The sequence below is a fragment of the Agarivorans sp. TSD2052 genome (genome assembly GCF_023238625.1).
GTDB lineage: Bacteria > Pseudomonadota > Gammaproteobacteria > Enterobacterales > Celerinatantimonadaceae > Agarivorans.
This window is the reverse complement of record NZ_CP096670.1, coordinates 496,018-519,938: the sequence shown is the minus strand read 5'-3', so window position 1 is coordinate 519,938 and position 23,921 is coordinate 496,018. Positions and strand designations below refer to the sequence as shown.

Here is a 23,921-nt window from a genome sequence, read left to right as displayed (position 1 = left end):
TTATTGAAATCGACTAATAACTGTTTTTATATCACTTTCAGTAATTGAATCAACTACTTCTGCTGTACCAATAGAGCTAGGTAAAACTAAACGCAATTTTCCTGCTAATACTTTCTTGTCACGCATCATATGTGGAATGAACTGCTCAAAACCCATGTCTTTAGGTGGAGTAATTGGTAGCCCTGTCCGTTCAATCAAAGCACGTATTCTAGCCACTTGTTGCTGGTCAATCATTCCGGCTAATTCGGCGGTTTCAGCAGCCATAACCATACCAGCGCCAACAGCTTCGCCATGTAGCCAAACGCCGTAACCTTGCTCAGCTTCGATGGCATGTCCAAAGGTGTGGCCTAAGTTTAATAAGGCACGGATCCCTTGTTCTGTTTCATCTTTAGCGACCACTTCAGCTTTAATCTCACAACAACGAGCAATCGCTTTAATCATCAAACTTGGCTCAAGAGCCATTAAGCCATCAAGGTGAGTTTCAAGCCAGCTGAAAAAATCTGCATCATAAATGATGCCGTATTTGATCACTTCAGCCATACCTGCAGCCAATTCCCGTTTATCCAAGGTAGCTAGGCAGTTGATGTCAATGACAACCGCTTTAGGTTGATAGAAAGCACCAATCATGTTTTTGCCTAGGGGATGATTAACCGCTGTTTTGCCACCTACAGATGAATCTACCTGGGACAAAAGGGTCGTTGGCACCTGCACAAATGGTACAGCTCGCTGATAACATGCTGCTGCGAAGCCAGCCATATCACCGATAACGCCTCCCCCCAAAGCCACAATTGTTGTATCTCTACTATGTTGCTTGGCCAGTAGCTCAGAAAATATTTGATTCAGAGTATCCAAATTCTTGTATTGCTCACCATCAGGCAAGCTAACAACGTCGACCTGATAGTCATGCAAACAGCTCAACAGCTGTTCTAAGTAGAGCTCGGCCACCGTAGTATTTGTAACTACCATTACCTTGTTACTGGTAATAGCAGACGCAAATAAATCGGAATGATTTAGTAAATCGTTGCCGATTGTAATCGGGTAACTACGCTCATCTAGAGCAACGGTCAAACGTTCCATTGTTAGTTTAGAATCCTAATAACTCTATGATTTGATTAGCAACTGCTTTAGCGCTTTGATCATCTGTTTTCACAGTGTAATCGGCAACATCCGCGTACATTGGGTTACGCTCTTCAGCGAGATTTTCTAATACGTCTCTTGGCTCATCTGTTTGCAGCAACGGACGACGTTTGTCACGCTGTGTTCTCGCAAATTGCTTATCAATCGTTGTTTCTAAATAAACTACGATGCCGCGTGCAGAAAGATGATTGCGGTTTTCTTTGCTAATTACAGAGCCACCGCCTGTCGCAAGTACGATACCTTGAAGTAGTGAAAGATCATCAATTACTCCTTCTTCGCGTACTCGGAAACCAGCTTCGCCTTCTACGTCAAAAACCCAAGCGATATCCGCACCAGTACGGCGCTCTATTTCTTGGTCTGTATCGTAAAATTGCAAATGTAACTGCTGTGCTAAATGACGCCCAATTGTGCTTTTCCCAGCACCCATTGGTCCTACTAGGAAGATATTTCGTTTCTCAGCCATGCTTTTTCAAATTTGTCTTTGTCTTGGTCTATTTTCTCCCCGCGATGCGGGCACCTATTGTACCAACCTTACTAAAAAGATCAGGGCGGGATTATCTCAGTATGAAGGGGACTTTGGCAACTGCAAAATTGCTCCCAAAATAGATTGTCTCTATTTGGGAGCAATAAAGGCCTAATTTACAGCCCGTCGAGCAAGATTCGAGGGGTAACAAATATTAGTAGTTCGTTCTTTGTAACACTTTCAGAGGTTGTTCGGAAAAAGTAACCTAAACCAGGTATGTCACCTAAGATAGGAACCTTTTTGACTCGGTCGATATTTTGTTGTTGATAAATACCGCCAAGTACAACCGTTTCACCATTCTTAACTAACACTTGAGTACCGATTTCTTGCTTGTTAATCGCAACAGCCGGACCAGTAGGAGTCAGCACCGCTTCACCTTCTGAGTCTTGAGTTATCACTAAATCAAGAATCACATTACCATCTGGCGTGATCTGCGGGGTAACTCGCAAGCTCAGTACCGCTTTTTTGAAGGTGACTGAGGTGGCACCGCTTGAGGCACTTTCTACATAAGGAATTTCACGACCTTGCTCAATATAAGCCGCTTTCTGGTTAGCCGTTGTAATACGCGGGCTAGCGATCACCTCACCTTTATTTTCTTGTTCGAGTGCGGATAACTCAAGGTCCAAGATTTGACCGTTGGCTAGCTTAGCCACCTGAAATGCTATTGAACCCGCAGGATCGGCTACCGGTAAGTTAACATTTAAGCGGTCATCTAGGTCAGGGATAGCTCCGCCAAGCACACTGTCGGCGCCTTCTAGCGTCCCAGATGTAATACCGGTACTGCTACCTACAGAGCCAGAGTTTGTCACTCCCCAACGAATACCAAGCTCTTCACTGACATCGTCGGTTACTGTCACCATACGCGCTTCAATCACCACTTGCTTAACGGCAATATCAAGCCGTTCTACCATCGCCTTAATGTTAGCTAGCGATTCTTCGGTATCTTTAATCAGCAGTGTATTAGTCCGATCATCAACCGCCACTGAACCACGCTCAGATAGCATTGATGCCTGCTCATTTTTAAGTAAAGCGGATAAATCGGCAGCTTTGGCATAATTAACTTGAATATACTCTGAGTAAAGTGGTGCCAAGTCGGCGACCTGCTGAGCACTTTCTAGTTGTTGACGCTCTTGCTCAGCCAGCTCAGAAGCAGGCGCAATCAGCAATACATTATTGTCGAAACGTTTATCTAAACCTTTAACTTTTAGAATAATGTCTAATGCTTGCTCCCAAGGCACATCATCCATACGCAGTGTAATATTGCCGCGAACAGAATCGGTAGTCACCAAATTAAGCTTGTTAAAATCGGCTATCAACTGCAGTACCGTTCTAACAGGAATATCCTGAAAGTTAAGCGATATCGGCTTACCTTGATATTCTACTTTGGCACTTTCTTCAGCAAGCATGGGTTTAACTTCAACCATGAATAGTTCGCCTGACTGATCGTAGCGATAGTCAAAGTCACCTTCGATAGCTATTTTCAATTGCACCTTAGAGGCGTGTTTGAACACTTCGACACTTTCAACTGGCGTTGCAAAGTCGTTTACGTCCATGACATAAACATTTTCTTCTGCAATATCCGTATTATAAAAGTCTATCAGCAAGCTATTATCGCGACGCTTGATATCAGCGGCGATAGAGCTATTGTTCAAGTCAATCATCACTTGGCCTGAACCGCCTTTACCACGACGAAAATCTATCGCTTCAATAGTATTGATAGTGGCATGTTCTACTCGGCTAGCGCTTTCAAATGCATCATCAACTGATGAGTCGGCAGCCGCAGCAGCCACTGGCAATGCGCCCAGTTTAATCAATACCCGTTGCGCTTCTTTACTAACCTGATAAGGAACTAGGCGTTCTAAACCTAATACTAATTGCAGACCAGACTCAGTTTGAAGGCTTTGCACCTGCTTAACGCCACCACTTTCAATCGGTAGAGGGTTAATTTTTAGCGCTGAACTTGCATTCGCAACATCAATCACTAACTGATTAGGTGAATACTCTAAGTGGTCCATTACGTTTTCGATTGGAGAATCAAACAACAACTCAATCTCAACTGCACCCTTTACCATAGGATTAGTATTCAATTGAATTAATTGAGCGTTTGCCCATGCCTGTGTTATGCAACAAAACACACCAGCCACCAACAAGCCGCTTTTGTATACTCCTTGCAGCATCTTTCCCTTCATGCCATTTTCCCTATTGTTCAACTTTCGTAAGCGAAAGCTGAGTAGTCCTTTCGATCCAACAGCCTTCGCCATCAGAAACGACTTCTTTAATATCTAAACCTAGTGCGCTTACTTTCACGATGGTTCCGTGATGTAAGCCTAAGTAATAACCTTCTTTAACTCGATAAAGCTCGCCACCGGGGGCTTCAATTAACGCCCACAAACTTGGCCCGTCGCCCAAAATGCCACGCATCGTTAAGCTAGACAAAGAGTATTGCTCTAGAGGCTGTTTATCGCGGGCGCCATCTGGGGCGAGAGTACACTCTTTTTCGCTTTCCGTAGCGACAGTGGCCGCTTCGGGCACTGGGCTAATGAACGGATTACGACGTTCACTTGCTTGATAAGCTAAGTGTTCGAAAGGTGTAATCTCTGGAACATCTTCCTTAACAGGAACTTTACGCGCTTTTACCTGCATCACGTATTGCTGCAAATCATCTTTTGAGCCTTCACAGCCAACCAATGCAAGCAGGGTCAATCCAATTGCTAATGCTTTCATCATTTCCCCTCTGGCTCCGCTTTTTCTTTATAACGGTATGTTTTCGCTAACATCGCCATACTAAGAGAAGCGCCATCACCTTGTTTTTTCATAGAAATGTTATCTAAAATCACAATTCTTGGCAAAGCGGCAACGGCACTAACAAAAGCACCTAATTGATGATATTCCCCTGTCACTTCAAGCTTGATAGGCAATTCAATTGAAAACTCATGCTCAACTTCGGGTTCCCAATTAATTCGACGAAATACCAAACCATTATCAATGCCAATGAATGTTAACTCATCCAGCAGTCCTGGAATTTCATGCTTTTCAGGCAACTGTTTCAACAAAGAAGAAAACGCTTCGCGCATTTGTTCAATTTGTTCTTGGTAAGCCGGTAGGTTCCCCGCCAATGCCGCCTTAACTTCAAACTTAGCACGAAGATCTTGCTCCTTCGCTTCCAACGTGGTTAGTTTCGTTTGCTCATCCGAGATTATTTGATAGTAATACCCCACAGATATCAGTGCACAGACTACGACCACAAAAATTGTTTTTGCGATTTTAGGCCAAGTACCTATGGTTTCAAGGGTAAGTTCGTCGAGCTGTATATTTGCTAATGACATTATTCGACCTCCTTGTCTTCATTTTGGAGACCCAATTTAACACCAAATTTAAGCTGGAATTTGCTCAGTTCCAAATCAACATCGGCACTTGGTAGCGCCACGATTGAACTAATGCTAGGGCTTCCCAACCATACTTTTCGTTCGATATTTCTCATCAAGCTTGCCACGCGATAATTGGCTTCACTCTTACCATCCAAGCTAATCGCAGCATCTTTAAAGACCAAGCTATCCAGATATACCCCGGTTGGAGATATCAAGGGTAAATCGTTAAAGATTTTAGTGGGGATGTTGCGACTTTCTTGCAAGGTTTGAATCAGTGCAATCCGCTCTTTGAGGCTTTTCTTTTGTTCTTTAATTTTTCGGATTTCGCCTATCTGGTGATCCAAAATGGCAATTTCTTTTTCTAAAAATTGATTTCGAGCATGTTGGCTGTCTTGCAAGCCAGTATAGAAGTTTTGCACACCAAGCAGTGCCACCACGGTGACCAAAACAGCAACACCAAAGGCAATCCAAAAGTCACGCTGTTGTTTTGCTTTTAGGGCGTCTCTCCAAGGGAGTAAGTTAATGTTAGACATTATCAAAACTCCTTAGGGCTAAACCTAAAGCCACCATGTACTTGCCGCCTTGTTGACGTAGCTTGTCACGGTCCACAGACCGGTCAAACTGACAGTCATCAAAAGGCTCTGCTTTAATGACTGGCATTTCTAGATCATTTTGCATCTGACGGACTAACTCGTCAGACAAGGCACTGCCTCCACTCACAGCAACCGCGTCTAAAGACTTATAACCACTTGAGCTTAAGAACAATGAAACTTGGCGGCGAACGTTTTGAATCACACCACTGACAAATTGTGCAAACACGTCAATCTCGTAGTTTTCAGGTAAGCGGCCACTTACCTTCATTTCTTTAGCTTCATCTAAACTTAAGCTATAGAAACTGGCTATCTGCTGAGTGTATTGTGCTCCACCAAAGTTTTGTGCACGGTTATATACCACTTCACCTTTATCGAGAATGGCAAAATTAAGCGTGGTTTCACCAATGTCAACTAAGCCAATGATTTTGCTTTCATCAAACTCTTCATCGCGTTGATTGAGCAAATAATTCCACGCTCTTCCTAAGGCGTGGGATTCTACATCCACAACCTTTGCTTCAAAATCGGCATTCGCTAAAACTTCCGCACGAATACTCACCGCTTCGGTACGTGCAGCACTAAGCAACACGTTATTCCGATTAGGTTCGCTTTCATTGATGCCCAAAACTTCGAAATCAAGGCTGATTTCGTCGATGGGAAACGGAATGGAGTTTTCAGCTTCAAGCTCTACTTGAGTCTCTAACTCCAATTCAGACAAGCTACTATCCATGTAAATTACCTTGGTAATTACATGGCTACCCGCAACGGCGGTAGCTACCTGACGATTTCGTGAAGGAAGTTTCCTTTTCAATTCACGCAACGCTTCAGTAATTTCTTCTGGAGAAACAACTTGGTTATCGACTAGTGCGCCTGCAGGGGTATCAACTTCGGCAACCGACTCAACTTTAAATCCTTTGGAGGATTTTGAAAGTAATAGCCCTTTAATGGTTGCAGATCCAAAGTCAATTCCTAACAGCGCAGCCGATGATTTCTTACCTATCCCTAGTACCATCACTCGCCAACTATCTTTTGAAATTAAACAGTTACCTATTTTTCCAGAATACCCAGTTATTGATGCTCGCGCCAATAGTTCTTAAGAAAGTTGTCGAAACAGGTCACAATTTGACGATATAATCAGCCATTCTTTAGATACTGAGTGCAAATTTAGCGATGAAATGGCTTAAAAGACTGTTATTTTTGATTTTCTTGGGTTTTAGCCTTGGGCTAGCAGCAGTCACCGCACTATATTTCTATTTTGCACCGCAGCTGCCCGATGTCACTACTTTGAGAGATGTCCAATTACAGACTCCAATGCGAGTATTTAGTGCCGATGGCAAGTTAATCTCTCAATTCGGCGAAAAACGTCGTATTCCGCTACAAATCGAAGAAGTTCCAGAACAAATGTTACAAGCATTTCTGGCAACCGAAGATACGCGATTTTACTCACATCCAGGCATCGACCCTATTGGCATAACCCGCGCGGCGATAAATTTAATCGCCACCGGGGAGAAAAGCCAAGGTGCCAGTACCATTACCCAACAAGTTGCCAGAAACTTTTTCTTAACCCGAGAAAAAACCTATATTCGCAAGATTAAAGAGATTTTCTTAGCCATAAAGATCGAACAAGAACTGTCTAAAGACGAAATCCTTGCTTTGTATTTAAATAAAATTCCGCTGGGCTATCGCTCATTTGGTGTCGGGGCCGCAGCGCAAGTCTATTACGGTAAAACCGTAGACCAACTGACGCTTGCTCAAACAGCTGTAATCGCAGGATTACCTAAAGCACCGTCGGCCTTAAACCCTATTCGCTCACCGGAACGTGCCCGCGATCGCCGCAGAGTCGTACTAGGCAGGATGTTAGAAACAGGTTTTATCGACCAAGCCAGTTTTGACGAAGCTAATCAAGCTCCTATTACGGCGACTTATCACGGTGCAGAGATTGCCTTAGCTGCGCCTTATTTAGCAGAAATGGTTCGACAAGAAATCTTGAACACATATGGAGAAGAGGCTTATACATCCGGTATGGATGTATACACGACCATTAGTGCCAAGCGTCAAAACGCCGCGACCTTAGCATTGCGAGATAATTTGTTAAGTTACGATCAACGCCACGGGTTTCGTGGCGCAATTAGTCAACTGTGGAAAGCCGATACGCCTGCACTAGACCAAGCAGCGATTGTGGCAGAACTGGCTACATTACCAAACTATGGCGAATTACGAGCCGCGGCCGTATTATCAGTGGCTAATGAGCAAGCTGAGATCATTGTTAAAGGTGGTCAAGCAGGAATCATTGCTTGGGATGATATGAAATGGGCACGACGGTTTATTACCGATACCCGTCAGGGTCCAGCACCAAAATCGGCCCAAGAAGTCTTAAGTGCCGGCGACGTAATTTGGGTAAGCGCTCTACCAACCGAGGCCGAGACAACCACGCCAGCCAGCGACGCCCCGTCGACCCATACAGAGTTACCCAGTGATGAGCCAGCAGATGCGGTGTTAACAGTGTCGGGGGAACCACAAGCGGTAGTGCGCAATTGGCGCTTATCGCAATTGCCTGACGCGGGCGCCGCGCTAATTGCTATTTCTCCATTAGATGGAGCGATTGAAGCCTTAGTAGGCGGTTTCAGTTTTAACCAAAGTAAATTTAATCGAGTCACTCAAGCCAGCAGACAGGTCGGCTCTAACATTAAGCCTTTTCTCTATTCTGCCGCATTTGAACACGGCATGACCTTAGCTAGCCTTGAAAATGATGCACCAATCAATCGTTGGGACAAGGCTATGGGCGTAGCATGGCGCCCTAAGAACTCACCGCCAGTTTATGATGGTCCGATCCGCCTTAGGGTGGCATTAGCCCAATCTAAAAACGTGGTGTCAGTAAGATTAATGCGAGATCTAGGGGTAGATGCTGTCATTAAGCACCTCGCAAAATTCGGCTTTCCCGCAAATGAATTGCCGCGTAACGAATCACTCTCTCTTGGCTCAGCATCATTAACACCAATGCAAGTTGCCAGCGCCTATGGTTCATTTGCTAATGGTGGTTATCTAGTAAGTCCTTACTTTATCGACCGTATACAAGATGGTGAAGGCAATATTATTTTCCAACAGCTTCCTAAAGTGGCTTGTGATGCTTGCTTTGAAATAGCCAAAGACGCGCCAAGCCTTGAGCAGTTGCTTGATGAGACACCTAACGCCTTCAGCCAATGCGATATCTCATTTGCGCAATTGGATGACCTTGCCCCGCGAATTATCAGTGCTGAGAATGCCTTTTTGGTATCTCAAGCAATGAACAGCGCTATTTGGGGAGGAGGAAGCTGGGCCCACAAAACCGGCTGGAACGGAACTGGCTGGCGCGCAGCGAGAGAACTTAAGCGCCGTGATATAGCGGGTAAAACCGGTACCACTAACGACGCCAAAGATGCCTGGTTCTCAGGCTTTAGCCCCGATTTAGTCGTAACCTCATGGATTGGCTTCGATAATTTCAATCGTGAGTTAGGCGAAGCATCCTACAACCAAAACTTAGACAAAAACCAAATTACCGGTAAAGAGTTTGGTGCCCGCACAGCGCAGCCGGCTTGGATAGACTTTATGAAAGTAGGCTTAGAGGGCGTGCCAGAAAAACCGCTGCAACCACCTAAAAATGTAAATACTGTGCGTATCGACAGAGCTACCGGACAATTAAGTAACGCCAGTGACCACACCACTAGGTTTGAGTACTTTGAGAAAGGCACAGAGCCTACAGAGTATGTAAAACCTGCTGCGGGCTCTGTTTTTGGTTCAGAAGAAGATGAGTTGTTTTAGACTAAAGCAGAACTGCGCTTGATGAGTTCTGCTAGCTGATTGAAACATGGCCGTCGAACCGAATTGTTGCGATACAATAAACTAATTCGACGGCTAGGCTCAGGAGAGCGAAAATGACGATAACAAATACCATTTTGCTCTGGGGCGTCAGGAATGGCTAATTGTGGCAATAAGGTTATTCCCATGTCCGCGGCCACCATATGACGCAATGTTTCTAAACTGGTCGCCTTAAAGCTAGTATCTTCTTTGGCTCCTGCTGCAAAACAATACCCCATAGCTTGGTCTCGTAAGCAGTGACCGTCTTCCAACATTAATACATTTTCACCGCTAAGTGCTGACAGCTGGATATCGGCTTCAAGATGCCACTTGTGTTTAGTTGGCATGGCTAGGACGAGCGGCTCATCGTATAAATCAATAGCGCCAAAGCGCTCCATTTCGGGTAGATAGGCTAACAATAAACAATCAAGTTCACCCTCTTCTAAGCGCTGTAACAATACCTGGGTTTGCTCTTCATACAAAAACAACTCCATATCGCTAAATTCAGCGCGTATTTGCGGCACAATTTTCGGCAGTAGGTAAGGTGCTACAGTGGGAATTAACCCTACATGCAACGGCCCTGCCATCGGGGCTTGAAAGCTTTTAGCCATGTCTTTTAGCCCTTTAACTTCTAGCAGAATATTACGAGCCTTCGCAGCGAGCTCATCGCCAGCATGGGTAAATATCACCTTGCGAGAGGTTCGCTCTATTAGTAACAAGCCTAACTCTTCTTCCAATTTGGCGATTTGACCACTTAAGGTCGGTTGGCTAACAAAACATTTTTCAGCCGCTTTTCGAAAGTGTTTTAGCTCTTGCAGCGCCACTAAGTACTCTAAATCTCGTAGGTTCATCTATTTTCCTTTTTTGTTAAATAATACGCTGCTTACGGGTTGACAGCTAGATGAATCAATCAACGACTCTCCGCGAATCCCTACAAAAATAAAAAACTTTGCAATAAAGCTCGCATTCAGCGAATCGGTAATGCAACTACTCGCTAAGATATGATATATAAGTAAATTATCAGGAAACCCGCATACAAGGTCGTAGCGGTCACGGAGGAATAATCATGGTGTGGTTAAAACACTGCTTGTTAATTATATTGAGTTCTTTACTGTTTGCTTGTGGGGGAGACGGAAGCGTTGACCTTAGTGGTGGAGATGATGGTGGAGATGATGGTGGCGATAACGGCTCAAGCACTGCCGCGTCTTTAGGCATTGCGCTCTATAGCTGCGCCGACAGTATTGATGCAACTGTCATACCTACCGGCTGTGAACAAACCAACACTGTTCCTAGCGATACAGCTACTTACGTAGTGGTCACGCTCTCCAACACCAGCCCAATTGCAAATGAACTGGTCAACCTAAGCACTAGCAGCGCTGAGCTTGACGCACAGACCATTTTGATTGGCAGTAATGGCGTAGGCCATACAACAATGAAAGCGCGCACTGATGCAACGAATGCTGACTCAGTCGTGGCGACCTATAGCTACGAAAGTGGCGGCGAAACAACATCGGTTACCGCTGCAGAAAATTATCAAGTACAAATTAACTCCGGCGGAAACGGCGGCACAAATGACCTGCAACTCGCGCTGTATGATTGCAATGGCGTTGCTCGTGACCAAATCCCCGTTGGTTGTAGCTCTACCAATAGCCTCTCGATAGAAACACCAATCACTGCCGTTGCCAGCTTAAGTTATACAGGCGGAACCCCTGCGGCTAATGAACTGATATCTTTATCTACTACCAATGCAGATTTAAGCGCTGAAACTATTTTGACCGATGTGAATGGTTTAGCAATTGCCACCTTGTTTGCCCAGCTGGAAACCACGGGTGCGGATAGTATAGTAGCGAGCAATAGTCAGCTTGGTGTTAGCGCTAGCGCCAACTATCAAGTGGGCCAAGCCAACCTCATAATGACACTAACTTCTAGCCTAGCAGACGGCGAAACTTTAGGATCTGATGCAACAGCGAGTTTTACTGCCACTATTACCGATAGCGAAGGGGAGCTCTACGCGACACCTATCGCCATTAGTTTTGCTTCTAGTTGTAGCGCGCAAGATCTTGCCAACATCTCTGATAGCGTAACCACCGTAAATGGCGTGGCAACTGCTATCTATCAAGCTGACGGTTGTAGCGGCAGTGATACCATTACTGTCACACCGAGTATCAGCGTAATAGACCCACAAAACTATACTATCGATATTGCTACTACTAAAGCCAGTGGTATTACTTTTACTTCTGCATCTCCCCAAACAATTTACTTGAAAGAATCAGTAGGTGAAACCATCGCCGAACTGCTATACGTTGTTACCGATGCAACCGGTAGCCCTAAATCAGGCCAAGAGGTTACATTTACGCTTGATTCAAGCCTGCATGGAGTAACCATCAGCCCGCTTACAGCTCAGTCAAATGCTTCTGGTGAAGTGTTAACTCGGGTAACCAGCGGCAATATGTCCGGTTCGGTAGTGGTGAGCGCTAGCTTTAGTGACCCCGATACTGGCAATATCATTTCCGCCACCTCGAATGCTTTGGCTGTTCATACCGGAGTGCCTTCGCAGCAAAGCATGTCACTATCGGCCAGTACTTTAGCGTTAGAGGCTTGGGGCATTGATGGAGTGGATAGCACAGTTACCCTTAGGGTCAGTGACGAGAATAATAACCCTGTACCTAATGACACAACCATCGTGTTTGAAAGTGACGGCGGCCAAGTATCAGGTAATTGTAAAACTGATGGTCAAGATACGAACAGTGGTTGTTCAGTCAACTGGGTAAGCCAAAACCCGCGTCCTAAAGGCCACTTGTACGATCTGCCGGCAGGCTACTGTAATGCACCTGGATACATCCCTGGTGATGTTGTAAACACCCAAGGCAACAACCTCTATGGTGTCGGCCGCGCTTCAGTATTAGCTTCTACCGTAGGTCAAGAGTACTATTCTGATGTAAACGGTAACCGCATATACGACGCTGGTGAAACGTTCACCGCCCTTGGCGAAGCCTTTGTTGATAGCAATGAAAATGGCAGTTACGATGTGGGCGGCATCATTAACCATGACAGTGTCAACGTAGAAGAGCGATTCCGAGATTACAATGAAAATAATGAGTTCGACAATGCTACCGGCGTAAAGGACTCTTCGATTCCAGCCAACGCAATAACTGAACTATATAACGGCTTATCTTGTACGGTAGAAGCTGATGCCAGTGGTTTGTGTACTCGGAACTTGGTTGAAGTTCGCGATTCTGTAGTGTTAATCATGGGCACATCAGGTGCTAACATTTTGATTTCAGACACCACTAACAGTGCACCAGTAAGTAGCGTGGACCTAACCGCTGTTTCCTCACAAGGCTTAGTGGTTACAGTTCAAGATCTTAACGGTAACCAAATGCCTGCTGGTACCACCGTGTCTATCAGTACTAATAACGGTGAGCTTTCTGGGCAAACCTCTTTCACAGTGCCTGACGGTGTACGCTTATGCGATTTAATCGGCCTTAGCGTTATTCAAGAAAGTAGCCCTAACAACCGCAGTGAAGGTACTATGACAGTTACCGTGACCAGCCCAGGGGGAGTAGAAAGCTCACGTTCTATCACCATTATTGATGCGGGTTAAACATAGCTTGTTACTAAAAAGCTAGTTAATGACTGAATGCCGAACAGTAAACAAAAAATGTTCGGTTGACTGACTTTTTACAAGCGCCAAAATCCAGTGCCCCCCTTTAGCACTGGATTTTTTTATGAGCGCTGCTCAAGCTCTTAACATCATTAATTAATGCCAACACAAGCTGCTAAGACCTGCTAAGACCTGCTAAGACCTGCTAAGACCTGCTAAGACCTGCTAAGACCTGCTAAGACCTGCTAAGACCTGCTAAGACCTGCTAAGACCTGCTAAGACCTGCTAAGACCTGCTAAGACCTGCTAAGACCTGCTAAGACCTGCTAAGACCTGCTAAGACCTGCTAAGACCTGCTAAGACCTGCTAAGACCTGCTAAGACCTGCTAAGACCTGCTAAGACCTGCTAAGACCTGCTAAGACCTGCTAAGACCTGCTAAGCAGGATGATGTAGCCTACTTTTCTCTAGGCAATAAAAAAGGCCGCTAACGCGACCTTTTTTCTGCTGTGCTAACTTCTTATTCGAAGATTTTAGCTACAACACCCGCACCTACTGTACGGCCACCTTCACGGATTGCGAAGCGTAAACCTTCGTCCATCGCGATTGGGCAAATTAGCTCTACAACAAATTTCAAGTTGTCGCCAGGCATTACCATTTCAACACCTTCTGGAAGCTCTACAGCACCAGTTACGTCAGTTGTACGGAAGTAGAACTGTGGACGGTAACCTTTGAAGAATGGCGTGTGACGGCCACCTTCGTCTTTGCTTAGTACGTATACTTCAGCTTCGAACTTGGTGTGTGGAGTAATAGTTCCAGGAGCCGCCAATACTTGGCCACGTTGTACGTCATCACGCTTAGTACCACGTAAAAGAATACCACAGTTCTCACCAGCACGACCTTCGTCAAGAAGCTTGCGGAACATTTCAACACCTGTACAGGTAGTTTTAGTCGTTTCTTTAATACCAACGATTTCGATTTCTTCTGAAACCTTAACGATACCACGCTCTACACGACCTGTTACTACCGTACCACGACCTGAAATTGAGAATACATCTTCAATTGGTAGTAGGAATGGCTTGTCGATGTCACGCTCTGGCTCTGGGATGTAAGAATCTAGTGCTTCTGCAAGCTCAATGATTTTTGCTTCCCACTCTTCTTCGCCTTCTAGGGCTTTAAGCGCTGAACCTTGGATTACTGGAATGTCATCACCTGGGAATTCGTATTCAGATAGAAGTTCACGAACTTCCATTTCTACTAATTCTAGTAACTCTTCGTCATCTACCATGTCACATTTGTTCATGAACACGATGATGTAAGGTACGCCAACCTGACGAGAAAGCAGGATGTGCTCACGCGTTTGTGGCATTGGGCCATCTGTAGAAGCTACTACTAAGATTGCACCGTCCATTTGAGCAGCACCAGTAATCATGTTTTTAACATAATCGGCGTGTCCTGGACAATCTACGTGTGCGTAGTGACGTGAAGGAGTATCGTATTCAACGTGAGACGTTGAAATAGTAATACCACGCTCGCGCTCTTCTGGAGCGTTGTCGATAGCTGCAAAGTCTTTAGCTTCACCACCGTATACTTTTGCAAGTACGTTGGTGATGGCTGCTGTTAGAGTAGTTTTACCGTGGTCAACGTGGCCAATTGTACCAACGTTTACGTGCGGTTTATTACGTTCAAATTTTTCTTTAGACACGATATGTACCTTCTTTATCCATTCCAACCTGCCTCACTCGAGACAGATCAATCATAGTTGAATTAGTTTACTTTGCTTCAACAATAGTATCAGCAACGTTTTTCGGCGCCTCATTATACTCTAGGAATTCCATCGAGTAGGAGGCTCGCCCCTGAGTTGCCGAACGTAGATCTGTAGCATAGCCGAACATTGCAGACAGTGGGACCTTAGACTTAATAATCTTTAAGCCCGCTGCTCCATCATCCATGCCTTCAATTATGCCACGACGACGATTCAAGTCACCCACTACATCTCCCATCCAATCTTCAGGAGTTGTAACTTCTACTTTCATCATCGGCTCGAGCAGTACTGGATCAGCTTCTAATGCGCCTTTTCTAAAGCCCATTGCACCGGCAATTTTAAACGCCATTTCGTTAGAGTCAACATCGTGGTACGAACCATCGAATAATGTCACTTTAACGTCAAGCATTGGGTAGCCTGCCAGTACACCCTGATCCATTTGCTCTTTACAGCCTTTGTCTACCGCAGAGATGTATTCCTTAGGAACAGCACCTCCCACCGTTTCATTGACAAATTCGTAACCAGCGCCTGGCTCTAGAGGTTCCATACGCAACCAGACATGACCGTATTGACCACGACCACCCGATTGACGTACAAACTTTCCTTCCACTTCAACTTGCTTGCGAATTGCTTCGCGATAAGCAACTTGAGGCTTACCTACATTACAGTTCACGCTAAATTCGCGCTTCATGCGATCTACGATGATATCTAAGTGTAACTCACCCATACCAGAGATAAGGGTTTGTCCAGATTCTTCGTTAGTTTCTACGCGGAACGAGGGATCCTCAGCGGCCAATTTACCTAACGCTACGCCCATTTTTTCTTGGTCGGCTTTAGTTCGAGGCTCAACGGCAATCTGAATTACCGGCTCAGGAAACTCCATTCGCTCAAGGACCACTTTATTGTTCATATCACATAAAGTGTCACCCGTTGTGACGTCTTTGAGACCAATCGCAGCGGCGATATCACCGGCACGAACTTCTTTAATCTCTTTGCGGTCGTTTGAATGCATTTGCACCATACGACCAAGACGCTCACGTTTTTGCTTAACCGAGTTATACACCGCAGTGCCGGTTTCAACCGTTCCCGAATAAACACGCATAAAGGTCAACGTTCCCACGAATGGGTCAGTCGCAATTTTAAACGCCAAAGCAGCAAAAGGTGCATCGTCGTCTGCTGGACAGTCAACTTCGTTGTCTTTATCGTCCAAACCTTTAATAGCGGCAACGTGATTTGGCGCTGGCAAGTATTCCACAACGGCGTCAAGCACAGCTTGCACTCCCTTGTTTTTAAATGCCGAGCCACATGTCGCTAGCACAATCTCATTGTTTAGGGTGCGCTTACGCAAACCAAACTTGATTTCGGCTTCAGTTAACTCGCCTTCTTCTAAGTATTTATCCATTAACTCATCAGTCGCTTCGGCTGCAGCTTCCACCAAATTTTCGTGGAGTTCGCTTGCGTGCGTAGCTAAATGTGCAGGAATATCTTCATAGTTGAAGGTGATGCCTTGATCGGCTTCGCTCCAGTTAATTGCCTTCATTTTAATCAGGTCAATTACCCCAACGAATTCGTCTTCGGCGCCAATGTTAAGTTGAATAGGCACACAATTAGCACCTAAGCGATCACGGATTTGTTCAATTACTCGTTCAAAATCGGCACCAGCTCTATCCATTTTGTTCACGAATACCATTCGTGGAACAGAATATTTATCAGCTTGACGCCACACTGTTTCTGATTGGGGTTCAACACCAGATGAACCACAAAAAACGACTACTGCACCATCTAACACTCGTAACGAACGTTCTACTTCAATAGTGAAGTCGACGTGCCCAGGTGTATCAATGATGTTTATACGGTGATCATCAAACTGTGCATTCATCCCACGCCAAAAGGTAGTGGTGGCTGCAGAAGTAATAGTGATACCGCGCTCTTGTTCTTGTTCCATCCAATCCATGGTGGCTGCGCCATCATGTACCTCACCAATTTTGTGAGATAGACCGGTATAAAAAAGGACACGCTCTGTAGTTGTTGTTTTGCCAGCGTCAACATGAGCAACAATACCGATATTACGGTAGCGCTCAATTGGAGTTGTACGAGCCATTGTTATCCTCTTGCTAAGGAAAGTTCCTTAGTCTCACATAGAAAGCAGCACAGCTGCGTTATGCAGCTGTGCAACCAATTACCAGCGGTAATGTGCAAACGCTTTGTTTGCATCGGCCATACGGTGAACGTCTTCACGTTTCTTAACCGCAGAACCTTTGTTTTCGGCAGCGTCTAGGATTTCACCCGCTAGACGTAAAGCCATAGATTTTTCACCACGTTTACGTGCTGCATCTACCATCCAACGCATACCTAGGGTGTTACGACGTACAGGACGAACTTCCACAGGTACTTGGTAAGTAGAACCACCAACACGGCGAGATTTAACCTCTACCGATGGGCGCACGTTTTCAAGAGCAATTTCGAAAACTTCTTGGTGAGACTTGCCTGATTTCTCAGCTGCAGCGTCTAATGCACCATATACAATTTTCTCAGAAATTGATTTCTTACCATCAACCATTACTACGTTGATGAACTTAGCCAGAAGTTCTGATCCGAACTTAGGATCTGGCAAGATTTTGCGTTGACCGATCACTCGACGTCTAGGCATTTGAATATCTCCGGTTTGCTTCAGGTTTCCCCAAAACGAATTTTAAAAAAAATTTCGCTATAACTAAATGTTTGGCCTTACTTAACGGAGAGCCGTTATGACTTAGGACGTTTAGCGCCGTATTTTGAACGTCCTTGACGACGATCACTTACGCCAGCACAATCTAATGCGCCGCGTACGGTGTGATAACGCACACCTGGTAAATCTTTAACACGACCACCGCGAATAAGAATTACGCTGTGTTCTTGTAAGTTATGGCCTTCACCACCAATGTACGAAGTTACTTCGAAGCCGTTAGTTAAACGAACACGAGCTACTTTACGTAATGCTGAGTTAGGTTTTTTCGGAGTGGTAGTATATACACGAGTACATACACCACGGCGTTGAGGACACGCAGCGAGTGCAGGTACATTGCTTTTTACAGCTTTGCTTGCACGTGGCTTGCGAACCAACTGGTTAATCGTTGCCATTTTAAATAGCTCCTGAAATTACTTTTAAACATGTGAAAAATCTATCCCCAATTTTGGGGAGGCGAAATTTTATGCGCTTGAGAGAAAAGAGTCAACACTTGCTAATGACTAAGCGGGATTATTTTTGATCATTGCGGCTAGGGCTACCAAGTGAAACTAGGGCAGTGAAGGCCGGTAAGCTTAACGAAACCGGAGTAATCCACCTGCCAACTGTTATCGGTGTTTAGTCCTCTAGCAACGAGATCACTCGCCAGTACCGATACTCGCCCTTGAGTTTTAAGTTCTGCTAAACGCGGCTCGAGTTTAACCACGGCATATACCGCGTCTTCAATAAGTAGTAAGTGGCTACTATCATCGATACTCTCTAAACAATTATCAAACACCGTAGATGAAGGAGAGTGGCGTAAAATATGAAGCATGTTAGAACCTTATGATGGCATGCGCATGACCATACTTTGCAAAGAAATCATCACGACTTAGCGGGTTCACTGATATCGCTAGTTGGTCAGCCGTTAACCCGCGCTCAATCAGCGATTGTGGATCAACATAAAGCTCCTCAACGTCATACAGTTCCAATAAACCATAAGTGGGTAAAACATGGCGCTGTAAGATATCAGCAGGCTGTTGGTTATCAAGCAACTGCAAAACCCCATCGCCGTAAAAATAAATCACGATGTCATCCGATACCGCAGAAGCCGCTAACGCTGCATCTAAAGATTCTCGTGCACTCGCGCTAGAGTGCGGTGCAGCACTAAATACGAATACCAATTGCTTGATCACAGATGCACTACCCTATCACTGCCCAACATAGCCGCTGACATTTCTGCTAACCCCGACATCGTGAAGTGTTGACTCATCGACCACGCCCCTAAAGCGTTAAGGTCAGCGTCTTGCTGGGTTATCACACCCCGACGATAAGCTGCCGCGCTGCAGACCAGCAATTCACAAGCTGAAGACTGTTTGAGCTTCAACCAAAGTGCATGAATGTTCACCTCATCACTCGCTGGTAAACCGGTTTGCATCGCATTAGACACGCCATCCAAGTAAAAGAACACTGTTTTGATTTGATGCCCTTGCGCCACTAGGGCATTGGCAAAATTGAGCGCCGTGGCACTTCCCTGCCTGCCGTAGAGCGGACTGGTTACCACTAAGGTGTAAGAAAGGCTCATATGGCTTATTTAATGTGGGCTATAGCTTCAACTTCTACTAACACATCTTTAGGTAAACGCGCCACTTCTACGCATGAGCGCGCCGGTGCGCTTTCAGGGAAGTAACTGGCATAAACCTGATTAAATGCAACGAAGTTATTCATGTCACTAAGAAAGCATGTGGTCTTGAATACGGTAGATGCATCCGCACCGGCTGCAGCCAATACCGCCATTAAGTTTTCCATTACTTGCTTAGTTTGCTCGCTAATGCCTCCCGCGACGACTTCCATAGACTCTGGGTGTAAAGGTATTTGCCCAGAAGTAAATACTAACTCATCGATTTTTGTCGCTTGTGAATAAGGCCCAATAGCGGCTGGAGCCTGGTCCGTAGATACGATTTGTTTACTCATAATATGCTCGTTAAATTATTCTTATTGATTAGCGAAGTCTGTGACTAAGCAAAAGCATTGTCAAATAATTTGCTTATCTCACAACAAATTACAGGCAAAAAAAAAGGTGGCCTAAGCCACCTTTTCACTCACTATTGGGTCTTACTCTGAATCACTAGTCGGTGCAGCGTTTAACAAAGCAGCTAAGTTATCAGCAGCTTCATCAGCAGTGATCGGAGCCGGAGCTTCTGATCTCGCACGACGTTTTTCGTGATACGCATAACCTGTACCAGCTGGAATCAATCGACCAACAATCACGTTCTCTTTAAGACCGCGAAGTTCGTCTTGTTTTCCGCCTACTGCTGCTTCTGTAAGCACACGAGTAGTTTCCTGGAACGAAGCTGCAGAGATAAATGACTCTGTAGACAGCGATGCTTTGGTAATACCTAGCAATTCACGACGGTATACAGCAGGGCGCTTGCCATCGGCAACTAACTGACGGTTTTCAATATTAACGCGAGCAACTTCGGCTTGTTCACCTAGCAAGAAGCTAGAATCACCAGCATCAAGAATCAAACACTTACGAAGCATTTGACGCACGATTGTCTCAATGTGCTTATCGTTAATTTTCACACCTTGTAAGCGATATACGTCTTGTACTTCATTTACAATGTAGTTAGCAACAGGGCTGATACCACGTAAGCGTAGAATGTCATGTGGAGACTCTGGTCCATCGGCGATAACTTCACCTTTTTGAACTTTCTCACCTTCAAATACATTCAAGTTACGCCACTTAGGAATCATTTCCTCGTATGCATCGGCATCACTAGGAGTAATAACAAGACGACGCTTACCTTTAGTTTCTTTACCGAAACTAATAGTACCGCTCACTTCAGCTAAGATAGCAGGCTCTTTAGGTTGACGCGCTTCGAACAAGTCAGCTACGCGTGGCAGACCACCGGTAATATCTTTGGTACCGCTTGATTCTTGAGGTATACGAGCAATCGCATCACCAACACCCACTTCAGCATTATCTTCCAAGTTAACAATCGCTTTACTTGGCAGGAAGTACTGTGCAGGAATATCAGTACCAGCAATTAATACGTCATTACCTTTATCATCAACCAGCTTCACCATTGGACGCATTTCTTTACCAGCACCAGGGCGCTCGTTAGGATCCAATACGTGAATACTTGATAGGCCGGTTAGTTCATCTGTTTGACGGCTAATCGTTACGCCTTCAACCATATCAACAAACTTAATACGACCAGGTACTTCAGTAATAATTGGGTGCGTATGCGGGTCCCAGTTAGCAACAATATCGCCAGATTTAACAGCGCCACCATCAACCACATCTAAAATACTACCGTATTGAAGTTTGTGGCTTTCTTTGGTTTGGCCCATCTCATCGATGATCGTCAATTCGGTTGAACGAGACGTTACAACCAATTTGCCTTCGTTGTTGGTAACAACTTTCGCGTTATGCAGTTTAATGGTACCCACGTTTTTAACTTGGATACTGTTTTCTGCAGCCGCACGCGATGCCGCACCACCAATGTGGAAGGTACGCATGGTAAGCTGAGTACCCGGCTCACCAATTGACTGAGCAGCGACAACGCCAACCGCTTCACCGCGACCCACTAAGTGGCCTCGCGCTAAGTCACGACCGTAACAAAGTGCACAAACACCAAAATCGTTAGCACAGCTAATCACCGAGCGAACTTTAACCGTATCCACTGAGTTCTCTTCAAGAAGGTCACACAGTTTTTCGTCAAGTAAGGTCTTAGACTTAAGCAATACTTCGTTTTCAGTACCTGGCTTAATTACATCGCCAACTAATACACGGCCTAGAACACGCTCACGTAATGGCTCAACAACATCACCACCCTCAATATGAGGCGTCATCAAGATACCTTCTTCGGTACCACAATCAGTGTCGGTAACGACCAAATCTTGAGCAACATCCACCAAACGACGAGTTAGGTAACCCGAGTTTGCTGTTTTAAGTGCTGTATCGGCCAAACCTTTACGCGCACCGTGCGTTGAGATGAAGTACTGAAGTACGTTCAAGCCTTCGCGGAAGTTGGCTACAATCGGTGTTTCGATAATCGAACCATCCGGTTTTGCCATCAAGCCACGCATACCCGCCAACTGACGAATCTGAGCAGCACTACCACGAGCCCCCGAATCGGCCATCATAAAGATGCTGTTGAAAGAGTCTTGAGTCTCTTCTTCGCCATCTCGATTCATAACCACTTCGGTAGACAAGTTGTCCATCATCGCTTTCGATACTTTTTCGTTAGCCGAAGCCCAAATATCGATTACTTTGTTGTAACGCTCGCCTGCGGTTACGAGGCCCGCTAGGAATTGCTCCTGAATTTCACTTACTTCATCACTGGCTTCTTCCACGATGTCTTTCTTAGCATCAGGAATAACCATGTCATTGATACCTACAGAGGCACCTGACAGCGTTGCGTAATGGAAACCGGTATACATTAATTGGTCAGCGAAAATAACTGAATGCTTAAGACCTAGTTTACGGTAACAGGTGTTTAGCAAACCTGAGATTTGCTTCTTACCCATTGCTTGGTTAACTAAATCAAACGGCAGGCCTTTTGGTACGATTAACCATAAAATAGCACGGCCGATAGTGGTCTTTTTGATTTCAGTTTTTTCTATTTTTGATCCGTCTTCCGCTACAACTACTTCGGTAATACGTACGTTTACTCGAGCATGTATGCTAGCTTGCTGAGACCGATAAAGCTTCTCAGCTTCCTTCGGACCTGACAGATACATTCCTTCTGCTTGCGCATTCACACGTTCACGAGTCATGTAGTACAGACCCAATACAACGTCTTGAGAAGGAACAATAATTGGTTCACCATTAGCTGGCGATAATACGTTGTTGGTAGACATCATCAACGAACGTGCTTCTAACTGCGCTTCAATAGTCAACGGTACGTGTACCGCCATTTGGTCGCCATCGAAGTCGGCGTTATAAGCCGCACAAACTAGCGGGTGTAATTGAATCGCTTTACCTTCAATTAACACTGGCTCAAAGGCTTGAATACCCAAGCGGTGCAAAGTAGGTGCACGGTTAAGTAATACAGGGTGTTCACGGATAACTTCTTCAAGAATATCCCACACTTCGCCGCCTTCGCGTTCAACCATTTTCTTAGCAGCTTTAATCGTAGTCGCTAAACCACGAAGTTCTAGCTTGCCATAAATGAATGGTTTGAATAGCTCAAGTGCCATTTTCTTAGGTAAACCACACTGGTGCAAACGCAGTGTAGGACCAACGGTAATTACCGAACGGCCTGAATAATCTACTCGCTTACCTAGCAAGTTCTGACGGAAACGACCTTGCTTACCTTTGATCATATCAGCCAAAGATTTAAGCGGACGCTTGTTAGAACCAGTAATAGCACGACCACGACGACCATTGTCTAACAAGGCATCAACTGCTTCTTGCAGCATACGCTTTTCGTTACGCACGATGATATCTGGGGCGGCTAGGTCTAGTAAACGCTTCAAACGGTTGTTACGGTTGATTACACGGCGGTACAAATCGTTCAAATCAGAAGTCGCAAAACGGCCGCCATCTAGTGGTACTAGAGGACGTAAATCTGGTGGAAGAACCGGTAAAACGGTCATAATCATCCACTCAGGTTTATTACCTGAATCACGGAACGCTTCCATAAGCTTAAGACGCTTAGTGGTCTTCTTACGCTTAGTTTCAGAGTTAGTTGTTTGCAACTCTTCGCGCATTACTTCGATTTCTTGATCAAGCTCTAAATGACGCAATAAAGCCAATACAGCTTCTGCACCCATCTTAGCTTCGAATTCGTCACCGTATTCTTCTAGAGAATCTAAGTAAGTTTCTTCGGTTAACATTTGACCGCGTTCTAAGCTGGTCATGCCAGGCTCAGTAACTACAAATGATTCGAAGTACAGAACGCGTTCAATGTCACGCAGTGTCATATCAAGCAATAAGCCAATACGCGATGGTAAAGACTTAAGGAACCAGATGTGAGCCACTGGCGATGCAAGTTCGATGTGTCCCATACGGTCACGGCGAACTTTTGATTGAGTAACTTCTACGCCACACTTCTCACAGATAACACCACGGTGCTTCAGACGCTTGTATTTACCACACAAACATTCGAAATCTTTTACTGGGCCGAAAATACGGGCACAGAAAAGTCCATCGCGCTCTGGCTTAAAGGTACGATAGTTAATCGTTTCTGGTTTTTTAACTTCACCAAACGACCAACTACGGATCTGATCAGGTGAAGCTAGGCCAATTTTAATGCCTTCAAACTCTTCGGTCTTGCTTTGTTGCTTAAGAAACTTAAGTAAATCTTTCACGTTTCTCTCCAAGTCGGAGTTAAACCTGGGGCGTTTCTAATGAAACGCCCGCCTTGCTTTTATGTCAGGTGAAGTCCT

At 45.1% G+C, this 23,921-nt stretch carries 19 protein-coding genes; 2 read left to right on the top strand and 17 right to left on the bottom strand.

From position 1 onward, the window contains the following. The 7 genes from aroB to pilM all read right to left on the bottom strand — a co-directional run bounded on the left by aroB (position 1) and on the right by pilM (position 6,630). Positions 1-1,077: a 3-dehydroquinate synthase gene (aroB, locus tag M0C34_RS02440; RefSeq protein WP_248714074.1), complete on the bottom strand. Its 1,077-nt coding sequence runs from the start codon at positions 1,075-1,077 to the stop codon at positions 1-3. 7 nt (positions 1,078-1,084) lie between these two features. Further along, positions 1,085-1,600: a shikimate kinase AroK gene (gene aroK, locus M0C34_RS02435; RefSeq protein WP_248714073.1), complete on the bottom strand. Its 516-nt coding sequence runs from the start codon at positions 1,598-1,600 to the stop codon at positions 1,085-1,087. Positions 1,601-1,776: 176 nt separating this feature from the next. Then, complete coding sequence (locus M0C34_RS02430) at positions 1,777-3,849, bottom strand: type IV pilus secretin PilQ (RefSeq protein WP_248714072.1); 2,073 nt, start codon at positions 3,847-3,849, stop codon at positions 1,777-1,779. 10 nt (positions 3,850-3,859) lie between these two features. Next, positions 3,860-4,387 (bottom strand): pilus assembly protein PilP, encoded by a 528-nt coding sequence (locus M0C34_RS02425; protein ID WP_248714071.1) that lies wholly within the window; start codon positions 4,385-4,387, stop codon positions 3,860-3,862. Beyond that, positions 4,384-4,986, bottom strand: coding sequence for a type IV pilus inner membrane component PilO (locus M0C34_RS02420; RefSeq protein ID WP_248714070.1), 603 nt, complete (start codon positions 4,984-4,986; stop codon positions 4,384-4,386). The genes M0C34_RS02425 and M0C34_RS02420 overlap by 4 nt, the downstream gene beginning before the upstream one ends. Then, complete coding sequence (locus M0C34_RS02415; RefSeq protein WP_248714069.1) at positions 4,986-5,561, bottom strand: PilN domain-containing protein; 576 nt, start codon at positions 5,559-5,561, stop codon at positions 4,986-4,988. The genes M0C34_RS02420 and M0C34_RS02415 overlap by 1 nt, the downstream gene beginning before the upstream one ends. Continuing rightward, entirely contained in the window at positions 5,554-6,630 is a 1,077-nt protein-coding gene (gene pilM, locus M0C34_RS02410; protein ID WP_248714068.1) for a type IV pilus assembly protein PilM, read from the bottom strand. The genes M0C34_RS02415 and pilM overlap by 8 nt, the downstream gene beginning before the upstream one ends. Positions 6,631-6,788: 158 nt before the next feature. Between pilM and M0C34_RS02405 the strand changes: the two genes are divergently transcribed. Next, positions 6,789-9,416 carry a penicillin-binding protein 1A gene (locus M0C34_RS02405; protein ID WP_248714067.1) on the top strand — a complete coding sequence of 876 codons (2,628 nt, stop codon included), beginning with the start codon at positions 6,789-6,791 and terminating at the stop codon, positions 9,414-9,416. Here M0C34_RS02405 and oxyR read toward each other — a convergent pair. Continuing rightward, positions 9,413-10,303 carry a DNA-binding transcriptional regulator OxyR gene (gene oxyR / locus M0C34_RS02400; RefSeq protein ID WP_248714066.1) on the bottom strand — a complete coding sequence of 297 codons (891 nt, stop codon included), beginning with the start codon at positions 10,301-10,303 and terminating at the stop codon, positions 9,413-9,415. The genes M0C34_RS02405 and oxyR overlap by 4 nt on opposite strands. A 215-nt stretch (positions 10,304-10,518) precedes the next feature. Here oxyR and M0C34_RS02395 point away from each other — a divergent pair, with 215 nt between their 5' ends. Then, positions 10,519-13,056: an Ig-like domain-containing protein gene (locus M0C34_RS02395; RefSeq protein WP_248714065.1), complete on the top strand. Its 2,538-nt coding sequence runs from the start codon at positions 10,519-10,521 to the stop codon at positions 13,054-13,056. Positions 13,057-13,573: 517 nt separating this feature from the next. Here the strand turns inward: M0C34_RS02395 and tuf are convergent. The 9 genes from tuf to rpoC all read right to left on the bottom strand — a co-directional run bounded on the left by tuf (position 13,574) and on the right by rpoC (position 23,843). After that, positions 13,574-14,758 (bottom strand): elongation factor Tu, encoded by a 1,185-nt coding sequence (gene tuf / locus M0C34_RS02390; protein ID WP_248714050.1) that lies wholly within the window; start codon positions 14,756-14,758, stop codon positions 13,574-13,576. A gap of 67 nt (positions 14,759-14,825) precedes the next feature. Next, a complete protein-coding gene (fusA, locus tag M0C34_RS02385) occupies positions 14,826-16,919 on the bottom strand; it encodes an elongation factor G (protein WP_248714064.1) in 2,094 nt (697 codons plus the stop codon). A 78-nt stretch (positions 16,920-16,997) separates the two neighbouring features. Beyond that, a complete protein-coding gene (gene rpsG / locus M0C34_RS02380; RefSeq protein WP_163135253.1) occupies positions 16,998-17,468 on the bottom strand; it encodes a 30S ribosomal protein S7 in 471 nt (156 codons plus the stop codon). Positions 17,469-17,563: 95 nt separating this feature from the next. Next, entirely contained in the window at positions 17,564-17,938 is a 375-nt protein-coding gene (rpsL, locus tag M0C34_RS02375; protein WP_248714063.1) for a 30S ribosomal protein S12, read from the bottom strand. A gap of 143 nt (positions 17,939-18,081) precedes the next feature. After that, positions 18,082-18,357: a sulfurtransferase complex subunit TusB gene (tusB, locus tag M0C34_RS02370; protein ID WP_248714062.1), complete on the bottom strand. Its 276-nt coding sequence runs from the start codon at positions 18,355-18,357 to the stop codon at positions 18,082-18,084. A gap of 1 nt (position 18,358) precedes the next feature. Beyond that, entirely contained in the window at positions 18,359-18,718 is a 360-nt protein-coding gene (gene tusC / locus M0C34_RS02365) for a sulfurtransferase complex subunit TusC (protein WP_248714061.1), read from the bottom strand. Continuing rightward, positions 18,715-19,107 carry a sulfurtransferase complex subunit TusD gene (tusD, locus tag M0C34_RS02360; RefSeq protein ID WP_248714060.1) on the bottom strand — a complete coding sequence of 131 codons (393 nt, stop codon included), beginning with the start codon at positions 19,105-19,107 and terminating at the stop codon, positions 18,715-18,717. The genes tusC and tusD overlap by 4 nt, the downstream gene beginning before the upstream one ends. A 5-nt stretch (positions 19,108-19,112) precedes the next feature. Further along, positions 19,113-19,496, bottom strand: coding sequence for a RidA family protein (locus M0C34_RS02355; RefSeq protein ID WP_248714059.1), 384 nt, complete (start codon positions 19,494-19,496; stop codon positions 19,113-19,115). A gap of 141 nt (positions 19,497-19,637) precedes the next feature. Continuing rightward, positions 19,638-23,843: a DNA-directed RNA polymerase subunit beta' gene (gene rpoC, locus M0C34_RS02350; protein WP_248714058.1), complete on the bottom strand. Its 4,206-nt coding sequence runs from the start codon at positions 23,841-23,843 to the stop codon at positions 19,638-19,640. Positions 23,844-23,921: the final 78 nt, after the last annotated feature.

What these genes read in the sequence shown, in the direction of transcription:
- oxyR (WP_248714066.1), bottom strand. Translation starts at nt 10,303, where the DNA reads ATGAACCTACGAGATTTAGAGTACTTAGTGGCGCTGCAAGAGCTAAAA.
- tusB (WP_248714062.1), bottom strand. Translation starts at nt 18,357, where the DNA reads ATGCTTCATATTTTACGCCACTCTCCTTCATCTACGGTGTTTGATAAT.
- aroK (WP_248714073.1), bottom strand. Translation starts at nt 1,600, where the DNA reads ATGGCTGAGAAACGAAATATCTTCCTAGTAGGACCAATGGGTGCTGGG.
- M0C34_RS02430 (WP_248714072.1), bottom strand. Translation starts at nt 3,849, where the DNA reads ATGAAGGGAAAGATGCTGCAAGGAGTATACAAAAGCGGCTTGTTGGTG.
- M0C34_RS02405 (WP_248714067.1), top strand. Translation starts at nt 6,789, where the DNA reads ATGAAATGGCTTAAAAGACTGTTATTTTTGATTTTCTTGGGTTTTAGC.
- fusA (WP_248714064.1), bottom strand. Translation starts at nt 16,919, where the DNA reads ATGGCTCGTACAACTCCAATTGAGCGCTACCGTAATATCGGTATTGTT.
- aroB (WP_248714074.1), bottom strand. Translation starts at nt 1,077, where the DNA reads ATGGAACGTTTGACCGTTGCTCTAGATGAGCGTAGTTACCCGATTACA.
- M0C34_RS02425 (WP_248714071.1), bottom strand. Translation starts at nt 4,387, where the DNA reads ATGATGAAAGCATTAGCAATTGGATTGACCCTGCTTGCATTGGTTGGC.
- rpsG (WP_163135253.1), bottom strand. Translation starts at nt 17,468, where the DNA reads ATGCCTAGACGTCGAGTGATCGGTCAACGCAAAATCTTGCCAGATCCT.
- M0C34_RS02420 (WP_248714070.1), bottom strand. Translation starts at nt 4,986, where the DNA reads ATGTCATTAGCAAATATACAGCTCGACGAACTTACCCTTGAAACCATA.
- M0C34_RS02415 (WP_248714069.1), bottom strand. Translation starts at nt 5,561, where the DNA reads ATGTCTAACATTAACTTACTCCCTTGGAGAGACGCCCTAAAAGCAAAA.
- pilM (WP_248714068.1), bottom strand. Translation starts at nt 6,630, where the DNA reads ATGGTACTAGGGATAGGTAAGAAATCATCGGCTGCGCTGTTAGGAATT.
- tusD (WP_248714060.1), bottom strand. Translation starts at nt 19,107, where the DNA reads ATGAGCCTTTCTTACACCTTAGTGGTAACCAGTCCGCTCTACGGCAGG.
- rpsL (WP_248714063.1), bottom strand. Translation starts at nt 17,938, where the DNA reads ATGGCAACGATTAACCAGTTGGTTCGCAAGCCACGTGCAAGCAAAGCT.
- M0C34_RS02395 (WP_248714065.1), top strand. Translation starts at nt 10,519, where the DNA reads ATGGTGTGGTTAAAACACTGCTTGTTAATTATATTGAGTTCTTTACTG.
- M0C34_RS02355 (WP_248714059.1), bottom strand. Translation starts at nt 19,496, where the DNA reads ATGAGTAAACAAATCGTATCTACGGACCAGGCTCCAGCCGCTATTGGG.